The organism is Streptomyces sp. NPDC059679 (assembly GCF_042734105.1).
Lineage (GTDB): Bacteria > Actinomycetota > Actinomycetes > Streptomycetales > Streptomycetaceae > Streptomyces.
This window is the reverse complement of record NZ_JBHWES010000021.1, coordinates 45633-61207: the sequence shown is the minus strand read 5'-3', so window position 1 is coordinate 61207 and position 15575 is coordinate 45633. Positions and strand designations below refer to the sequence as shown.

At 71.0% G+C, this 15575-nt stretch carries 16 protein-coding genes and 4 pseudogenes; 10 read left to right on the top strand and 10 right to left on the bottom strand.

What is annotated here, in order from left to right:
- The first annotated feature begins 106 nt into the window (after positions 1–106).
- Complete coding sequence (locus ACFV2X_RS22965) at positions 107–1342, top strand: molybdopterin-dependent oxidoreductase (RefSeq protein WP_385619333.1); 1236 nt, start codon at positions 107–109, stop codon at positions 1340–1342.
- 316 nt (positions 1343–1658) lie between these two features.
- Here the strand turns inward: ACFV2X_RS22965 and ACFV2X_RS22960 are convergent, their stop codons facing one another.
- From ACFV2X_RS22960 to ACFV2X_RS22950, 3 genes are read right to left on the bottom strand one after another with little or no spacing between them, the layout of a single operon-like run.
- Positions 1659–2459, bottom strand: coding sequence for a class I SAM-dependent methyltransferase (locus tag ACFV2X_RS22960; RefSeq protein ID WP_385619331.1), 801 nt, complete (start codon positions 2457–2459; stop codon positions 1659–1661).
- Positions 2456–3076 (bottom strand): DUF2064 domain-containing protein, encoded by a 621-nt coding sequence (locus tag ACFV2X_RS22955; RefSeq protein WP_385619511.1) that lies wholly within the window; start codon positions 3074–3076, stop codon positions 2456–2458. Before ACFV2X_RS22955 ends, ACFV2X_RS22960 begins: the two co-directional genes overlap by 4 nt.
- Before the next feature lie 17 nt (positions 3077–3093).
- On the bottom strand, positions 3094–3810 hold the full coding sequence (locus tag ACFV2X_RS22950) for a glycosyltransferase family 2 protein (RefSeq protein ID WP_385619329.1): 717 nt from the start codon (positions 3808–3810) through the stop codon (positions 3094–3096).
- A gap of 103 nt (positions 3811–3913) precedes the next feature.
- Between ACFV2X_RS22950 and ACFV2X_RS22945 the strand changes: the two are divergent.
- The 4 genes and pseudogenes from ACFV2X_RS22945 (at position 3914) to ACFV2X_RS22930 (ending at position 6496) form a co-directional block, all read left to right on the top strand.
- Positions 3914–4665 (top strand): annotated as a pseudogene (locus ACFV2X_RS22945) (response regulator transcription factor).
- 2 nt (positions 4666–4667) lie between these two features.
- On the top strand, positions 4668–4910 hold the full coding sequence (locus ACFV2X_RS22940; RefSeq protein WP_385619520.1) for a hypothetical protein: 243 nt from the start codon (positions 4668–4670) through the stop codon (positions 4908–4910).
- Positions 4829–5224: pseudogene (locus tag ACFV2X_RS22935) on the top strand (integrase core domain-containing protein); the annotation flags it as partial. The gene ACFV2X_RS22940 and the pseudogene ACFV2X_RS22935, both read left to right, overlap by 82 nt.
- A 666-nt stretch (positions 5225–5890) precedes the next feature.
- Positions 5891–6496, top strand: coding sequence for a lytic polysaccharide monooxygenase (locus tag ACFV2X_RS22930; RefSeq protein WP_385619508.1), 606 nt, complete (start codon positions 5891–5893; stop codon positions 6494–6496).
- 503 nt (positions 6497–6999) lie between these two features.
- Here ACFV2X_RS22930 and ACFV2X_RS22925 read toward each other — a convergent pair.
- Positions 7000–7620 carry a hypothetical protein gene (locus ACFV2X_RS22925; RefSeq protein WP_385619328.1) on the bottom strand — a complete coding sequence of 207 codons (621 nt, stop codon included), beginning with the start codon at positions 7618–7620 and terminating at the stop codon, positions 7000–7002.
- A 143-nt stretch (positions 7621–7763) separates the two neighbouring features.
- On the opposite strand from ACFV2X_RS22925, the gene ACFV2X_RS22920 reads away from it, so the two are divergent.
- The 3 genes from ACFV2X_RS22920 to ACFV2X_RS22910 all read left to right on the top strand — a co-directional run bounded on the left by ACFV2X_RS22920 (position 7764) and on the right by ACFV2X_RS22910 (position 9135).
- Positions 7764–8204, top strand: coding sequence for a hypothetical protein (locus ACFV2X_RS22920; protein WP_385619326.1), 441 nt, complete (start codon positions 7764–7766; stop codon positions 8202–8204).
- Positions 8177–8368 (top strand): hypothetical protein, encoded by a 192-nt coding sequence (locus tag ACFV2X_RS22915; protein ID WP_385619325.1) that lies wholly within the window; start codon positions 8177–8179, stop codon positions 8366–8368. Before ACFV2X_RS22920 ends, ACFV2X_RS22915 begins: the two co-directional genes overlap by 28 nt.
- A 131-nt stretch (positions 8369–8499) precedes the next feature.
- Positions 8500–9135, top strand: a complete 636-nt coding sequence (locus ACFV2X_RS22910) for a cysteine hydrolase family protein (RefSeq protein ID WP_385619323.1) — start codon at positions 8500–8502, stop codon at positions 9133–9135.
- A gap of 11 nt (positions 9136–9146) precedes the next feature.
- Here ACFV2X_RS22910 and ACFV2X_RS22905 read toward each other — a convergent pair whose 3' ends face one another.
- Positions 9147–10331, bottom strand: coding sequence for an acyl-CoA dehydrogenase family protein (locus ACFV2X_RS22905; protein WP_385619320.1), 1185 nt, complete (start codon positions 10329–10331; stop codon positions 9147–9149).
- 125 nt (positions 10332–10456) lie between these two features.
- Positions 10457–10678: pseudogene (locus ACFV2X_RS22900) on the bottom strand (integrase); the annotation flags it as partial.
- A 38-nt stretch (positions 10679–10716) separates the two neighbouring features.
- Between ACFV2X_RS22900 and ACFV2X_RS22895 the strand changes: the two are divergent.
- Both ACFV2X_RS22895 and ACFV2X_RS22890 read left to right on the top strand, forming a co-directional pair.
- Positions 10717–10944: a hypothetical protein gene (locus ACFV2X_RS22895; RefSeq protein ID WP_385619317.1), complete on the top strand. Its 228-nt coding sequence runs from the start codon at positions 10717–10719 to the stop codon at positions 10942–10944.
- A 37-nt stretch (positions 10945–10981) separates the two neighbouring features.
- Positions 10982–11162 (top strand): annotated as a pseudogene (locus ACFV2X_RS22890) (integrase core domain-containing protein); the annotation flags it as partial.
- A gap of 32 nt (positions 11163–11194) precedes the next feature.
- Here ACFV2X_RS22890 and ACFV2X_RS22885 read toward each other — a convergent pair.
- The 4 genes from ACFV2X_RS22885 to ACFV2X_RS22870 form a co-directional block, all read right to left on the bottom strand.
- Positions 11195–11833: a bifunctional 4-hydroxy-2-oxoglutarate aldolase/2-dehydro-3-deoxy-phosphogluconate aldolase gene (locus ACFV2X_RS22885; RefSeq protein WP_385619314.1), complete on the bottom strand. Its 639-nt coding sequence runs from the start codon at positions 11831–11833 to the stop codon at positions 11195–11197.
- A 61-nt stretch (positions 11834–11894) separates the two neighbouring features.
- Positions 11895–12932 (bottom strand): sugar kinase, encoded by a 1038-nt coding sequence (locus ACFV2X_RS22880; RefSeq protein ID WP_385619312.1) that lies wholly within the window; start codon positions 12930–12932, stop codon positions 11895–11897.
- Between the two features lie 136 nt (positions 12933–13068).
- Complete coding sequence (locus ACFV2X_RS22875; RefSeq protein ID WP_385619310.1) at positions 13069–14100, bottom strand: L-idonate 5-dehydrogenase; 1032 nt, start codon at positions 14098–14100, stop codon at positions 13069–13071.
- A gap of 65 nt (positions 14101–14165) precedes the next feature.
- Complete coding sequence (locus ACFV2X_RS22870; RefSeq protein ID WP_385619307.1) at positions 14166–15560, bottom strand: MFS transporter; 1395 nt, start codon at positions 15558–15560, stop codon at positions 14166–14168.
- Between the last annotated feature and the right edge of the window lie 15 nt (positions 15561–15575).

Below are 15575 nucleotides of genomic sequence, written 5' to 3'. Positions count from 1 at the left end.
CGCTAGGCCGCGGGGCGGTGGCCCGAGCGGCGCGCGGCCCGGATGTCAGCGTTTCGTCATGAGTCACGAACGCTTTTCCAGGGTGGCCCGGGCCTACGGTCGGTTCATGCCACGCTCTCCGTCCTCCCCCTCGTTCTGGCGCAGCCCGCTGCGCGGTCCCTGGTTCACCTCCGTTCTCGGCGTGGTCCTGCTCGGTGGGATCACGGTGCTGTTCGTGACGGGGCTGCTTTCGTACGCCGCCTACAACCCGGATCTGTCGCCGGTGAACGACAAGACCCCGGACAAGGGGATCCTCGGCTTCTATCTCTTCCCCTGGCCGACCGATCCGCCCTGGCTGTACCGGCTCTCCCAGGGTGTCCACGTCACGCTCGGCATCACGCTCATCCCCGTCCTGCTGGCGAAGCTGTGGTCGGTGGTGCCGAAGCTGTTCGCGCTGCCGCCGGCGCGCTCACTCGCGCACGCGCTGGAGCGGATCTCGCTGCTCCTGCTGGTCGGAGGTGTGCTGTTCGAGTTCGTCACCGGCGTGCTCAACGTCCAGCTCGACTACGTCTTTCCCGGATCTTTCTATCCGCTGCACTTCTACGGCGCGTGGGTGTTCTTCACCGCGTTCGTCGTGCACGTGGTGCTGCGGGCGCCAGCCGCAGTACGCACACTCCGCACCGGCCTGAGGGAAGGGGAGCCGGCGTCCGAGCTGACATCCCCGCGGCCCGATCCGCCGACCGTCTCCCGGCGCGGGGCGCTGTGGCTGGTCGGGGGCGGCTCGCTGCTGCTGTTCGGGACGACGGCGGGGCAGAGTTTCGACGGGCCGCTGCGGGCCACGGCCCTCCTGGCGCCGCACGGTGGCGCCGATCCCGGCAGCGGTCCCGGCGGCTTCCAGGTCAACAAGACGGCCTCGTACGCGGGGATCGAGACCACGGAAACAAGCGAGGAGGCGTGGCGGCTGATCGTCACCGGGCGCTCGGGGACCGTTCGGCTGAGCCGGGCCGACCTGCTGCGACTGCCCCTGCACAGTTCGGCGCTGCCCATCGCCTGCGTGGAGGGCTGGTCGACTTCCGACCAGTGGTGGAGGGGGGTACGGCTGGGGGACCTCGCCGTCCTCGCCGGATACGACGCGGAGGCGGTGCCCGACGTCTTGGTGGAGTCCCTCCAGCGACGCGGCGCCTTCCGCCGGGCCGCCCTGCGCGGCAACCAGGTTGCGGACCCGCGCTCCCTCCTCGCCCTGTACGTGAACGGAGAGCCGCTGACCCCCGACCACGGCTACCCGGCCCGGGTCATCGTGCCCGCGGCGCCCGGTGTGCTCAACACCAAGTGGGTGTCCCGGATGACGTTCGGAGACCTGTGATGAAAAGACGGCTCCCTCCCCTCGGCAGCCCGCGCCAACTTTTGCTCCTGGCCTGCTCGTTCGCGCTGGTCGGCTATGCGGGGGCGCGGCTGCTGGCCGGCGACTGGTTCGGGGTGGCGCTGTGGTTCGTGGGGGCGGCCGTCCTCCATGACCTGGTGCTGCTGCCGCTGTACGCGGCGGCGGACCGGGCGGTCGTACGGGCGCTCGGCGCCGTCGGCCGCCGGGGGTGGACCGCGTATGTGCGAGTACCGGCCGTCCTGTCCGGGCTGCTGTTGCTCGTGTGGTTCCCGCTGATCAGCGGCCGGGTGGCCGACCGCTACGGGTCGGCCACCGGGCTTTCGCCGGACGGTTTCCTCGTCCGCTGGCTACTGATCACGGCCGTGCTGTTCGGCGGCTCGGCGCTGCTGCTGGTGCTGCGGCTGCGCAGGGCGACGAAGCAGCGGCCGCCGGCCGTCCACTGATCGACGGCACGCCACCCGGAGCGGTCCGCGTGGCGCAGCAGGGCCGGGGTGCCCAGGCGGGCCCAGGGGAACGGGGTGCCGATGGTGTGCCCCGTGTCCGAGACACGGAGGACCTGGACACGGACGCGTTCGTCGACGTCCACGGGCGCCGTCTCGGCAATCAGAAGCCCATGCGGGGCGAGCAGTTGGGCCAGCCGGTGGAGCAGGGCGCGCGGGTCGCCGCCGATACCGATGTTGCCGTCCATGAGAAGGGCCGTGCCCCACCGGCCCTCACCGGGGACCGGGTCGAAGACGGAGCGGCACAGCGCTGACCCGCCGAGCCGGACGGTCCGGTCGACGGCAGCCTCGCTGATATCGATGCCGAGGACGCGTCGCCCCTGCGCGGCGAGCGCCGCCACCAGCCGCCCGGGCCCGCAACCCACGTCGAGCACGGCGCCCTCGCAGCGGCCGAGCACCCCCAGGTCCACCGTGTCGGCGGCCGCACACCACCGTTCCACCTCCAGCGGCAGCAGCCAGCCGTCGGCTCGCCGCAGAAAGAGCGGGCCGCGACCGGTGCGCAGGGCGTGGGAGTAGGCGTCGTCCGCGCTCCACGGAGGCGTGGCGACACGTGTGCTTCCCGAAGTGGCCGGTGGCCCGATGTTGCGCGTCGTGCTCATCGGCCCGTGACCTCCGTGAGCCGGGCGAACTCCGTGGCGAACCGGCCGTGCGGAGCGGACGCCGCGACGGCCTCGGCGTCCAGGGCCGTATCGACGTCGCGGAGGCGGGGAAGGTCGCGCACACGCAGGCCCGCCGCGACGAGCCGTTCTCGCTGGACGGCTCCTGTCACGGCCGTAGACATGGGTACGCCCCGCAGCAGGCCGGGATCGGGATCGGCGAGTCCCAGGGTCCAGAAGCCCCCGTCCTCGGCGGGGCCGATCCACGCGTCGCAGTCGGCGAAGTCCACGGTGAGGAGTTCGGGTGTCACCTGGGGGGTGTCCATTCCGATCAGCAGCGCCGGGCCGTCGCATCCGGCGAAGGCGTCCGCAAGTCGCTCGTCCAGCCCGCCCGCGCACTGCGGTACCACCTCGAAGCCAGGCGGCAGCCAGTCGCCCGGTGCCCCGTCGAGCACGAGGACACGCCGGGACGCAGGGGTCACCGCCACAGTGTGCAGGGTGTCCGAGAGAGCCGCCTCGGCGAGCGCCGCCGCCTGCCGAGGGGTGAACGGCGGGGTCAGCCGGGTCTTCACCCGTCCCGGCCGCGGCTCCTTGGCGATCACCAGCAGCGTGGCCGGCATGGTCGTAATCGGCACGGTCAACGAGGGCCCCCTCCTCCTGTGGCTGATGTGGTCGGTTCTGCCAGCACCCGACGCATGTCGCGTACCGCCTGCCACGTGCCGCGCCAGGTGCCCGTCACCTTGGAGGCGCCGGTGCGTGGCAGGTACGGGACGTCGTGCTCGGCGATCCGCCACCCGGCGTCGGCGGCCCGCACGACCATCTGCAGTGGATAGCCACTGCGCCGGTCCGTGAGGCCGAGGGCCAGCAGCGCCTCGCGGCGGGCCGCGCGCAGCGGGCCGAGGTCGTGCAGGCGCAGCCCGGTGCGGCGGCGCAGCATCCGGGCGAGCGCGAGATTGCCGACTCGGGCATGCGCCGGCCACGCGCCCCACCCCCGGGGGCGTCGTCGGCCGAGCACCAGATCGGCGGCTCCGGCGCGTACCGCGCGCACGAATGGCAACAACAGCGACGGGTCGAGGGATGCATCGCAGTCGCAGAAGCACACCACGTCGGCGGTGGCGGCGGTCAGCCCCGCGTGGCAGGCGGCGCCGAAACCGCGGCGCGGCTCGTGGACGACCAACGCGCCCAGCTCGCGGGCCAGCTCCGCCGAGCCGTCGGTGGATCCGTTGTCGACGACGAGGGCGCGCCAGCCGTGCGGGATGCGGGCGAGCACCCAGGGAAGGGCGTCGGCCTCGTTCAGGCAGGGCAGGACCACATCGATGTCCGTGGGTGTGGGAGAGGTCGTCACGGCTCTCACCCTACGAGCGCGAAAGGGGCATTCCGGACTTCGGTTCCTTACGAAACACGGACGTCGGCAGTGGGAGGCGACGTCAGCGGGGATGCGGTGCGACGCCGGCTGCATGCGGCAGCCGTACGAGCTGATGGGGACAGGGGCCGCCGAACACCGGCCGGCCGATGCCGCCCGCGTCCTTGTGGTGGAGGACGATCGCACCGTCGCCGAGGTCGTCTCGGGATATCTGAACCGCGCCGGGTACGTCGTGGACCGTGCCGGGGACGGGCCCGCCGCCCTCGCCCACGCCGCCGCGCACTGGCCCGACCTGGTCGTGCTGGACCTGATGCTGCCGGGCATGGACGGCCTGGAGGTGTGCCGCCGGATGCGTGGCCGCGGGGCCGTGCCGGTCATCATGCTCACCGCGCGCGGCGACGAGGACGATCGGATCCTGGGCCTGGAGGTTGGCGCCGACGACTACGTCACCAAGCCGTTCAGCCCCCGGAACGGGTGCTGCGGGTGGAGTCGGTGCTGCGCCGCACACGGCTCCCCAGGCTCGCCCAGGAAGTACGGCCCCTGAGTGCGGCGGGTCTCACCGTCGACCCCGCCGCCCGCCGCGCCACCAAGGACGGCGGTGAACTCGCCCTCATGGTAAGTGAGTTCGACCTTCTCGCCTTCTTCCTCCAGCACCCGAACCGCGCGTACAGCCAGGAGGACCTGATGCGCGAAGTGTGGGGCTGGGACTTCGGTGACCTGTCGACCGTCACCGTCCACGTCCGCCGACTGCGCGGCAAGGTCGAGGACGACCCGGCGCGGCCCCGCCTGATCCAGACCGTATGGGGCATGGGCTACCGCTTCGCCCCCACCAGCGGCGAGGAGTGACCATGCACGACATCCTCCTCATCGCGCTGTTCGCCTTCCTCGGCGCCGCCGCGGCCGGAGTGCTCGGGGCGTGCGCACTGCTGCTGACCCGGCGGCGGTCGCTCATCACCTCGCTCACCGTGGTGGCCGCCGTCGCCGTCACCGCGTTGCTCGCGGGCACACTGTCGACCTGGTCGACCTGCGCCGAGTGTACGTGCTGGTGTTCCTTGAGCACGGCACACGTCGGCTGCACGTCGCGGGAGTGACTTCGCATCCCACCGGGGCCTGGACGGTCCAGCAGGCGAGAAACCTCGCTGTCGAGTTCGGCGTGCGGGTGGACTCGCTACGTTTCCTGCTTCGCGACCGGGACGCGAGGTACACCGAATCCTTCGACGCGGTCTTCACGGCCGACGACATCGAGGTTGTGAAGACCGCGCCGCGGGCTCCCCGGATGAACGCGCACTGCGAGCGGGTGATTGGCACCTTGCGGCGCGAAGTCCTTGACCGCCTGCTGATATGGAACGAGTCCCATGCTCGGCAGGTCCTCGACGCCTATGCCCGGCACTACAACGGTCATCGCAATGAGTACAGATACGCAGCGTGAGCTGCAGCGATGAGTTTCCGAACGGCACAGGACTCTGTCGCCCGATTCAGCCGACCTGGCGAGACCGGTGGACCGCTGGCGGAGAAAGCGGAGGTGGCGCTGATCGAATCGGACCTCGCCACGAATCGGGCGACAGAGTCGCACAGGCTGTAGAGGTTGGCGGAGAGGGTGGAGTGCCGCAGGGTCTTGGAGACGACGGCCAGGGCGGGGCGTTGGCGGTGATGGAGATGGTGGCGGCGAGGTGGCGCAAGTCGTGGACGGTAGTGCGTGGCACTCCTGCTTTTCGGCTTAGAGGTCGTTTTCTATCGATATTTTATCCCGGAATGAGTGTTTGATGCCCGGGTGTCGGGTCGCGTCAGGAGGGGGTGGCATCGCCGGCCAGGCACACCGGTCCAGGCCGCATCCTCGTTTTCCGGTCCCGCGAACAATTCTGACTCCCGGCTCACGGCAGATTCCCTGCTCGCCACCCACCCCTGTAATCAACTCCGTCTGCTTCATTGACATCTCACTCAGAAGACCTACGCTTTGGGAGCGCTCCCATAGCAGCCTTGCAACTGGAAGGAGTCCCCCCACATGCGCAAAAAGAGTCCGTTAACCGGGCGTTCGCGGGCGTTCCTCCGCCGGCCTCTCCAGGCGCTCGTCATGCTGTTCGCCATGGTCGTCGGCGCCCTCGCCTGGTCGACCCCCGCCCAGGCTCACGGCACCGTCGTCGGCCCCGCCACCCGCGCGTACCAGTGCTGGAAGACGTGGGGCAACGACCACACGAACCCGGCCATGCAGACCCAAGACCCCATGTGTTGGCAGGCATTCCAGGCCAACCCCGACACCATGTGGAACTGGATGAGCGCGCTCCGCGACGGCCTCGGAGGCCAGTTCCAGGCACGGACCCCCGACGGGACACTCTGCAGCAACAACCTCTCGAGGAATGCCAGCCTGGACAAGCCCGGACCGTGGAAGACCACCACCATCGGCAACAACTTCTCGGTCCACCTGTACGACCAGGCGTCCCACGGTGCCGACTACTTCAAGGTCTACGTGAGCAAGCAGGGCTTCAACCCCAAGACCCAGACCCTGGGCTGGAGCAACCTCGACTTCATCACGCAGACCGGCCGCTTCGCCCCGGCGCAGGACATCACGTTCCCCGTCCAGACCTCCGGCTACACCGGACACCACATCCTGTTCGTGATCTGGCAGGCCTCGCACCTCGACCAGGCCTACATGTGGTGCAGCGACGTGAACTTCGGCTGAGCCGCAAAGCACCGCACACGGCACCGGCCTCTGCCGGGCGCCGGTAACCCGCCGCCCGGCCGACCGAGCCCCGTCAGGGCAGGGGACCCAATTGGTCACCCTGCCCCGACGGGGCTTCCTGCGTTCCTCACTTGACTCTGAAGCTCCTATAGATCGTCAAGCGGCTGGAGATGTCGGAGATCTTGGATGGTCGGGCTCAACTGCCGAGGATTCCGCCAGGACTTCGACCGGGGGATCTCGTTCTGGTCCAGTACCGGGGGTCGTCGGTGCTGAAGCCCACGGTCGCGGTGATGCCGTGCTCGTCGGCGAGCTTGGCCAGGGCCTGGTCGACGCCGAGGCGGGAAACGCAGGCCGCCTGCCGGCATCTGCCGGGCGGTTGAGTGCGGGCGGCCTGCTCGGCGGTGGTGGCCTCGGCCAGGGCCTTGGCCCGGGTGACCGCGTTCCTGGCCCGGGTCTTCTCCCGCTTCTTCTCCTTCTCCTGCCGTAGCGCAGCCAGCCGGGCTTCACGGATGCGGCTGCCGCTCTTCTTCCTCCAGATGAGCGGTCTCGGCGGTGATGTAGTGCGGCGCCGTCCATACCGTGGGCAAGGCACGCTGCGGGTACCACAGCGAGGTCTGCGGGGTGTGCGGGACGACGCGGCGGGCGAACGCCCAGGCGAGGAAGTCGGTGAGAGAGGCCGGGACCGGCTCCCAGCCGCGGCCGTCGAACTTCACCAGACCCTCGGCGACAAGAAGGCCCTGGCCGGTGTCCGCGGTGGTGAGCCGTACGGAGGGGGTGGTGCCCAGCCAGGGCGGGCGGGGCCGGTCGCTGAACCAGATCGAGGTGACGCCGTCGGCCCGCATCTTCTCGGTGCGGTCGGTGATGTCGGCGTTGGTGATGGGGGCGAGCTGGGCTTCGAGGGCTGTCTTCCAGGCCCCGGTGGGGGCGGTGGCCAGGACGTCGGCCCTCCAGGCGCCGCCGGGGCCGGGGGACTTCCAGTTCGGCGTGGGCGCCGGCGTCGCGGGCGGCTGCCGCCAGTTCGAGCTTGAGGAGATGGTGGGCGACGGATTCCAGGCCGAGCGCGCAGGTAGGAGCGCCAGGCGCGTGGGCGAAGAACCGCAAGCCGGCCCGGGGGCCCCACGCATGGGGCCAGCCCCACCGGAGGCCTGCTCGCGCTGGCACCCGCCTTCGACACCGCGGGACTCCTGGCCCGCGACCCGCCCTCCTGCGCACAGCGGCCGAGGCGCTGCTGACCTCGAGCGACGCCCCCGTACCGGTCGCCGGGCTCGTGGTCGACGAGGAGCTGACGGCGCTCGCCGGACCCGAAGTCCGCGCCTCCTTCGAGGCCGCCTGCCGAGCGCTGGCCCTGCGCAGCGGGCTGCCTCTGGCGCGCACATCCACCGGTGCCGCCGAGCACCTGGAGGAGTGGTTCGCCGCCTTCCGCACGGTTCAGGCCGCGCAGGCCTGGGAGCAACACGGTGACTGGATCACCCGTCACCCCGGCGCGCTCGCCCCGGACGTCGCGGCGCGCTTCGAGAGCGGACCTCGGGTGACCGCGGCCGGGCGGGCGGAGGCGGAACAGATCCTGTCGGGCGCGCGGCAGGTGCTGGATGCCGCGCTGCCGCCCGGCACCGCCCTGCTCCTGCCCGCCACCAGCGGGCCCGCCCCCCCCTCGCCGACGCGCCGCCCGAGGAGGTGGAAGTGGTACGCGCCGCCCCCCTGCGCCTGACCTGCCTCGCTTCCCTGGCCGGCCTCCCGGCCGTCGTCGCCCCGCTGCTGCGGGTGCGCTCACTGCCCGTGGGGCTGTGCGCTCTGGGCGCCCGGGGCACGGACCGGGCGCTGCTGGACTTCACCGCCTCCACCACAGAATCGAGGAGCTCCATCCATGGCTGAGGTGTCCGAGAGCGACGCCCTGATCGGGCCGAACCCCCGCAACGCCTGGCGGGCCCGACAACGGGTCCGTCACCCTGGCCCGCCCCCGCCGAGACCCGCGTCCGGTCTCCGTAGCGGCGCTGCCGCAGACCGTGGTCGCCGACCTCGCCGCCACCGCGCTGATCGTCGTCGACATGCAGAACGACTTCTGCTCTCCCGACGGCTGGCTCGCCTCCATCGGCGTGGACGTGACCCCTGCCCGAGCCCCGATCCCCGTCATCGCCGACCCGCTGCCCCCGCTGCGCGCCGCCGGCGTCCCCGTCGTCTGGCTCAACTGGGGCAACCGCCCCGACCGGGCCAACCTCCCGCCCGGCGTCCTGCACGTCTACGACCCGGACGGCACCGGCGGCGGCATCGGGGCCCCGCTGCCGGGCGGTGCGGGCCGGGTACTCGAGCGAGGCAGCCCCTCCGCCGCGATCGTCGCCGGGCTGGAGACGGCGGACGAAGACCTCCACGTCCCGAAGTACCGGATGAGCGGCTTCCAGGACGCCGAGCTGGACAGCGTGCTGCGCAACCTACGGGTCGACACCCTGCTGTTTGCCGGGGTCAACGCCGACCAGTGCGTCCTGGCCACCCTCATGGACGCCGCGAACCTCGGCTACGACGTCCTCATGGTGGAGGACGCGGTGGCCACGACCTCGCCCCCGTACTGCATGGACGCCACGCTCTACAACGTCCCCCCAGGACGGGCAGGTTTTTCGGCAGGCGCAGCCCCGAAGTACTCCTAGCTGAAGCACCCCTAGAGGAAGGGAGTCCCCGCGTCGAGCCCTGACAGCACCCTGCCGTACAGCTCCAGGTTGGCGGCGGGGTTGACGAACGAGTGCAGGTTCAGGGCGTTCAGGTCCCGCACGATCCGCTGGATGGGCACCTCCCGGTGCAGGGACGAGGCACCCGAAGCGGACCCGATCAGGTCGGCGGCCTCCTTGCACAACCGCGCCAGATACCCGCACTGCGCCCTGATCCGGGTGCGCTCCTGGGTCGTGTACGCCTCTCCATCGGCCGCCTTGGACTCGATCAGCTTCACCAGGTCCGCGGAGAGCAGTTCCGCGGAGGAGACCTTCATCGCGGCCTCGGCGAACTGGAGATGCGTGACCGGGGCCTCGTGCTGGCGCTCGTAGGAGGTGTACGTGATGCCCCGCTGATGGATGCGCTCGCCGAACTCCGTCAGGGCAGCCCGTGCCAGACCGAGGGCGTTCCCGGCGGCCCAGGCACAGAACAGCAGCAGCACCGGCATCCGGTAGAAGGGGTCGGCGCTGTTACGCCGCGACGGGAACGCGCCTGCCAGCAACGGCTCGACCGGCAGGACGCGATGGGCGGGTACGTGAACATCCTGGGCAACGACGGTGTTGCTGCCACTCGCGGCCAGGCCGGAGACGTTCCAGTCGTCCAGCACCTTGAGATCGGTCATGGGGATCGCCAGCCACAGCGTCTCCGGCGGGCCTTCCCCGGTGTCGGCGAGCGCGGTCAGCAGATGCCAGTCGGCGTCCTGGCATCCGGTTGCGAAGGGAGACTTTCCGTTCACCAGGTAACCGCCGTCCACCGGAACGGCTTTCGAACTCGGGATGAGAGTGCCACCGACCCGTGCATCGGGACTGGTGAAGATCTCGTCCTGAGCCTCGTCGGGGAACAGGGCCACGATGAACGCGCACCCGGCCTGGATCATCGCCATGAACCCGGCCGACCCGCACGCGGCGGAGACCTCGCTCAGCGTGTCGATCTGAGTCCGCAACGAGGTCTGGTGACCCCCGTAGCGGCGGGGGACGTTCATACGATGGATCCCGGCGCCCGTGAGAGCCTCGACCACCTCGCCCGTCACCCGCCGTTGCTGCTCCGCGCGCGCGGCGTGCGAGCGGATGAGCGGCTGGAGCTCACGTACGCGTTCGACGAGGTCGGTGTCCGAACGAGGTGCTGACGAACCGGCCAAGGGGCGACCTCCACTCTCGGGTCACAGGAGAACACTCACCGTGGCGCCGATCCCGGCGACTGTCAATGCCCGGTCAGGGCACCGCCGGAGGCGATTGCCCTTGTCGGAAATCTCATCCGTGCAGGTCACGCTGCATGTCGGTATTCGTGGAGGATGCCGCCGAGGCGATCGTGTCGGCGTATGTCGAGGCGGGCTGACGTGTCGGGATCGTCGATGGGTGGGGGCAAGGGGCGTAGCGGTCTGGCGTTGGCGATGCCCTGGTGCGGCCGGTGTGCGTTGTAGAACTGCTCGAACTCGCGCAGGGTGGCGAGGAGATGTCGTTGGTTCCAGATCAACGTCCGGTCCAGCCGAACGCACCGTCCCCTTCGGTCTCCTCGCCTGCACCGTGGTCACCACCTGGTACGCGCTGGCCGGCCACCAGCCCGCCGACACCGACGAGCACCGCGCCAGAGCCCGCTGGTACACCACCAAAACCCAGCCCTCCTTCGAGGACATGACAGCCAAGCTCCGCCGCACGATCATCGCCCACCGTTTTCGCGGCCCACACCCCCACCAGGCACAACCCGAAGAAATCCAGGCTGTCCTCACAGCCTGGGCCACCGCCGGAACCTGATCAATCAAGACCGCGAAACACGAGCCTGCCCGGCAGTGTTCAGATGTCGAGGATGAACCCGAGCCATGGAACGGTGGGTACAGACCTGCAGACGGGAACTCCTGGACCGCACCCTGATCTGGAACCGGCGGCACCTGCTCCACGTCCTGCGCGAGTTCGAGCAGTTCTACAACGCACACCGGCCGCACCAGGGCATCGCAAACGCCAGACCGCTGCACGCCACGTGCCGACTCCGCGAGGGCCCAGCCGGTCAGGCGGACGGTGCGGCGCGCAGTGAGTCGGTGAAGTCCCGGGCGCGTCTGGTGATCTCTGGCCAGTCGCCGGCGGCCACCGCGGCCGGTGGCACTACGTTGGAACCTGCGCACACCGCATGTGCTCCGGCCGCGAGGAAACCGGCGGCGTTGTCCGCGGTAATGCCGCCTGAGGCCACCAGCGCCACGTCCGGGAAGGGGCCGGCCAGGTCGCGGAAGTACTGGGGACCGACGGCGCGCGCGGGGAAGATCTTCACGGCGTCCGCGCCGAGATCGAGGGCCACCCCGACCTCAGTCGGGGTGAGGGAGCCCATGATGACGGGCACACCGGCCGCTGCCGCCGCCTTGGCGACATCTGGGCGGCAGCCGGGGGTGACCAGGTACTGGGCCCCGGCGTCAATCAGTTCCTCTGCCTGCTGGGCAGTCAGTACGGTGCCCGCACCGACGCCGTCCTGACTGTCGGCCACCGCACGTCTCAGATGTGCCGCGAGGTGGGGGGTGGTGCGGGTGAACTCGATCCAGTGGATGCCGCCCGCGCGCAGAGCGGCGCACAGCGCGGCGGCGTCCGGGATGTCCGGTGCGCGGACGACGGCGATCACGCGGTCCTTGGACAGTTGGGCGAGGACGTCGGCGGTCATGGCCGGGGGTTCTCCTTCGGTCGCCGCGGCGCGGCGGCTGTGCCTGAGGCGGCGGGTTCGCTCAGCGCGGTGCGGTGGCGGCCCAGGTGTCGTCGTTCAGGGCGAGCAGGCGGTCGGTTTCCGCGCGCGCTGGAATGGCGGGCACGTCGTCCCTGGTTCGCAGCGCGGCGGCGGCGGTCAGGTGGCCGAGGCGCAGCCGGGACCGTTCGTCGCGGCTCTCCAGTACACCGGCCAGATAACCGGCCGCGAACGCGTCGCCCGCGCCGATCGGTTCGACCACCTTGGCGGGCATTGCCGGAACGAACGTCCGGGTGTCGTCGGCGTAGGAGGTCGCCCCGTGCTCGGCGTCCTTGACGACCACGACCGGCACGGGCGCGAGCAGTTCCGCGATGTCGTCCGGCCGGGTGGTGCCCCACAGGGCCTCGGCCTCGTCCCGGCCGACGAACACCAGGTCGGCGGCGCGGGCAAGGGCCAGCAGACTCCGCGCTGCCTCCGCGGCACCGCCGCGCCAGAGCGCGGGACGGTGGTTGACGTCGAAGGAGACGATAGGTCCGCCGGTGGAGCCGTCGTCGCCGGGGGCCTTCTCGCCGGCGACCCGGTCGACGAGGATCGCCTCCAGCAGCCGGGCGCAGCTGTCGGAGAGTGCCGCGGCCACGCCCGAGAGGTGCACCACGCGGGCGCGGCGCAGTGCGGGCAGCCGCGCCAGATCCGGGCCCATCCCGGTGGCGGCCGATCCGCCGCGGTAGTAATGCGTACGGGTACGGTCCGGGCCCGGGTCCTTGAAATAGATCCCGGTCGGCCGGTCCGGGTCGGTCTCGACACCGCTCACATCGACGCCGCACGCGGTGAGTTCGGTCAGGATACGGCGCCCGAACGGGTCGTCGCCGACGCGGCTGACCCAGGCGGCGCGGTGTCCGAGACCGGCCAGCCCGCATGCCACGTTGGACTCGGCGCCGCCGATGGCCATTCTCAGGGTGGACTGTTCGGCGAGTGAGCGGGTGTCCGACGGGCTGAGGACGGCCATCGTCTCGCCGAGGCACACGACGTCGGCCGCCAGCTCCCGACTGTCAGCGGCACGGGACGGGGTCAGCAGGGGCACGGGGATCTCCTGGCGGACGGTGGATGAGGGCGTACGTACGCGACGGCGATGACGGCGATGACGGCGGCGACGGCGGTGACGTGGACGCCCTGGGACGAAGGGGTGACGTTCGGGGCGGGGAGCGGCGCGCCGGGCCTCATGCGCCGGCCAGCCGCAGCATGACCTTGCTGCTGCCGCTTTGCGGGTCGGCGGCGAGGGCCAGTGCCTCCTCGGCCCGTTCCAGCGGGAAGCGGTGGGTGATCAGCGGAGTCACGTCCAGGCCGTCCCGCAGGGCGCGCAGGGCGTCGTCGATCTCGTCGACGAAGCGGTAGGAACCGATCCAGGTGATCTCGCGGGTCACCAGGTCGCCGAGGACCGCGGGGGCGGGCGTGCCGGGCAGGTTGCCGACCTGGACGACGGTCCCGCCGCGGGCGGTGGCACGCAATACCGGGCCGAGCGCCGCCGGGGCGCCGGAGGCCTCGAAGACGATGTCCACGTCCTGCGGCAGGCCGTCGCCGCGCGAAAGGTCGCGGATCTCGTCGGCGCCCATGGCGCGGGCGACGGCGAGGGAGGATGCCGCCAGGTCGGCGGCGACGACCGTGCCCGCACCGTGGTGCCGGGCCGCGGCGACGACCAGGGAGCCGATCGGTCCCGACCCGTTGACCAGGACGGTCCGGCCGCGCAGTCCCTGGACCCGGCCGACGGCGTGCAGGGCGACCGCCAACGGCTCGGCCAGGGCGCCTTGTTCGGTGCCTACGCCGTCCGGCAGCGGCCGGATCTGGTCCGCGCGGACCGCCCGGTACTCGCTGAACCCGCCGTCGGTGTGGGGGTCGAAGGCGGCTGAGCCGAAGTAGCGGACACTCGGGTACAGGTTGGTGCGTCCCGCGATGCGCTCCGGCAGTACGCCGTCGCCGACGAGCTGGGCCGGGTGGACGGTGACCGGCTGCCCTTCGCCGAGGCCGGTGACCCCGGGGCCGAGCCCGGCGATCCGGCCCGCGACCTCGTGCCCGAGCACCAGCGGGTGCGTGAGCGAGGCCGTACCGGACGCCCCCTTCTTCCAGTAGGCGATGTCGGATCCGCAGATCCCGCCCCACTCCAGGGCCAGGAGGACCTCGCCGGGGCCCGGCACCGGCCGGGCCCGTTCGTCGACGCGCACGTCGCCGGGGCCGTGCACCACTACCGCCCTCATACGCTCTTCTTCTGCGAGGTTTTCCGTGACCGCATCGCTCATCCGGCGCACGCCCGTGGCCGCGCTCATACGGCGTCCTCCAGCCGGACCAGGTCGCGTCCGCGTGTCTCGGGCGCGAGAAGCGCGCTGACGAAGGTGATGAGCGAGTAGACGACGAGCATCGCCGCGATCGGCCACCAACTACCGGTGACGGCCGTGAGCGTGGCCGCCAGGACCGGGCCGATCGCGGTGGCGAGGATGCCGCCGATCTCCTTGGCGAGTGCGAGCTGGGTGAACCGGGCGCGGGCGCCGAAGAGTTCGGCCATCGTCACGCTCTCCAGCGAGAACAGCCCGAGGACGCCGATGTTCAGGGCGAGCACCATGCCGATCAGAACGCCCGGGGTGGAGCCCGAGGTGATGAGGAGCATCGCCGGGAAGGCCGCCGCCATGGTCAGCACCGTGAGCGTGAGGTAGAGCACCCGGCGTCCGAAGTGGTCGCCGAGCAGGCCGATCAGTGGCACGGTGGCGAAGCCCAGCAGCGAGCCGTACATGATCGCGTCAGTGGGGACGGCCTTGCCGACGGCGAGATTGGTGGCGATGTAGCCGACGAGGAACGTCTGGACGAGCCCGGAGTTGCCCGCCTGGCCGAAGCGCAGTCCGAGTGCGAGGAAGAAGGCCTTGCCCTTACGCTGCCGGACACCGGCCGCCAGCACATCGCCCCGGTGGTCGTCGGCCTCGGCGATGGCGGACTCGACCTCGTCACGGCGCAGGGCCACGCCGTCCACCACATCGGCGCGCTCGTCGAACACCGGGCTCTCCTTGAGACCACGGCGCAGCCAGAACGCGAAGAGCATCAGCACGAAGCTCAGCAGGAAGGGCAGCCGCCAGCCCCAGGAGAGCAACTGCTCCTCGCTGAGTACACCGAGCAGCAGCGCCCACAGGCCCGAGGCGGCGAGCGTCCCGGAATTCGTGCCGAGCGAGACCAGCGAGGAGACCAGGCCGCGCCGGCGGACGGGGGCGTACTCGGCGAGCATCACGGTGGCCCCGGCGATCTCGGCGCCCGCGCCGAATCCCTGCACCAGCCGCAGCGCGACGAGCAGGATCGGCGCCGCGATGCCGATGGCGGAGTAGGTGGGCAGGGCGCCGATGAGGGTGGTGGAGGCGCCCATCAGCAGGATGGTGAGGTACAGGACCTTCTTGCGGCCGATCCGGTCGCCCATCCGCCCGAAGTAGACGGCGCCGGCGAGCCGGGCGACGTAGCCGACGCCGTACGTGGCCATGGCGGCGATCAGGCCGATGGCGGGGCTGACGTCCGGGAAGAAGATCTTGTTGAAGACGATCGCGGCGGCCAGCGAGTAGAGCTGGAAGTCCATGAACTCCATGGCTGTACCGAGCCAGCCCGAGACGGCGGCTCTGGCCAGATCGCGCGTGGTGCGTTGCGCGGGGCGCGTCTGCTCCTCGGTCATGGTGCTGTCCTGCATGGTGAACTCCGTTGT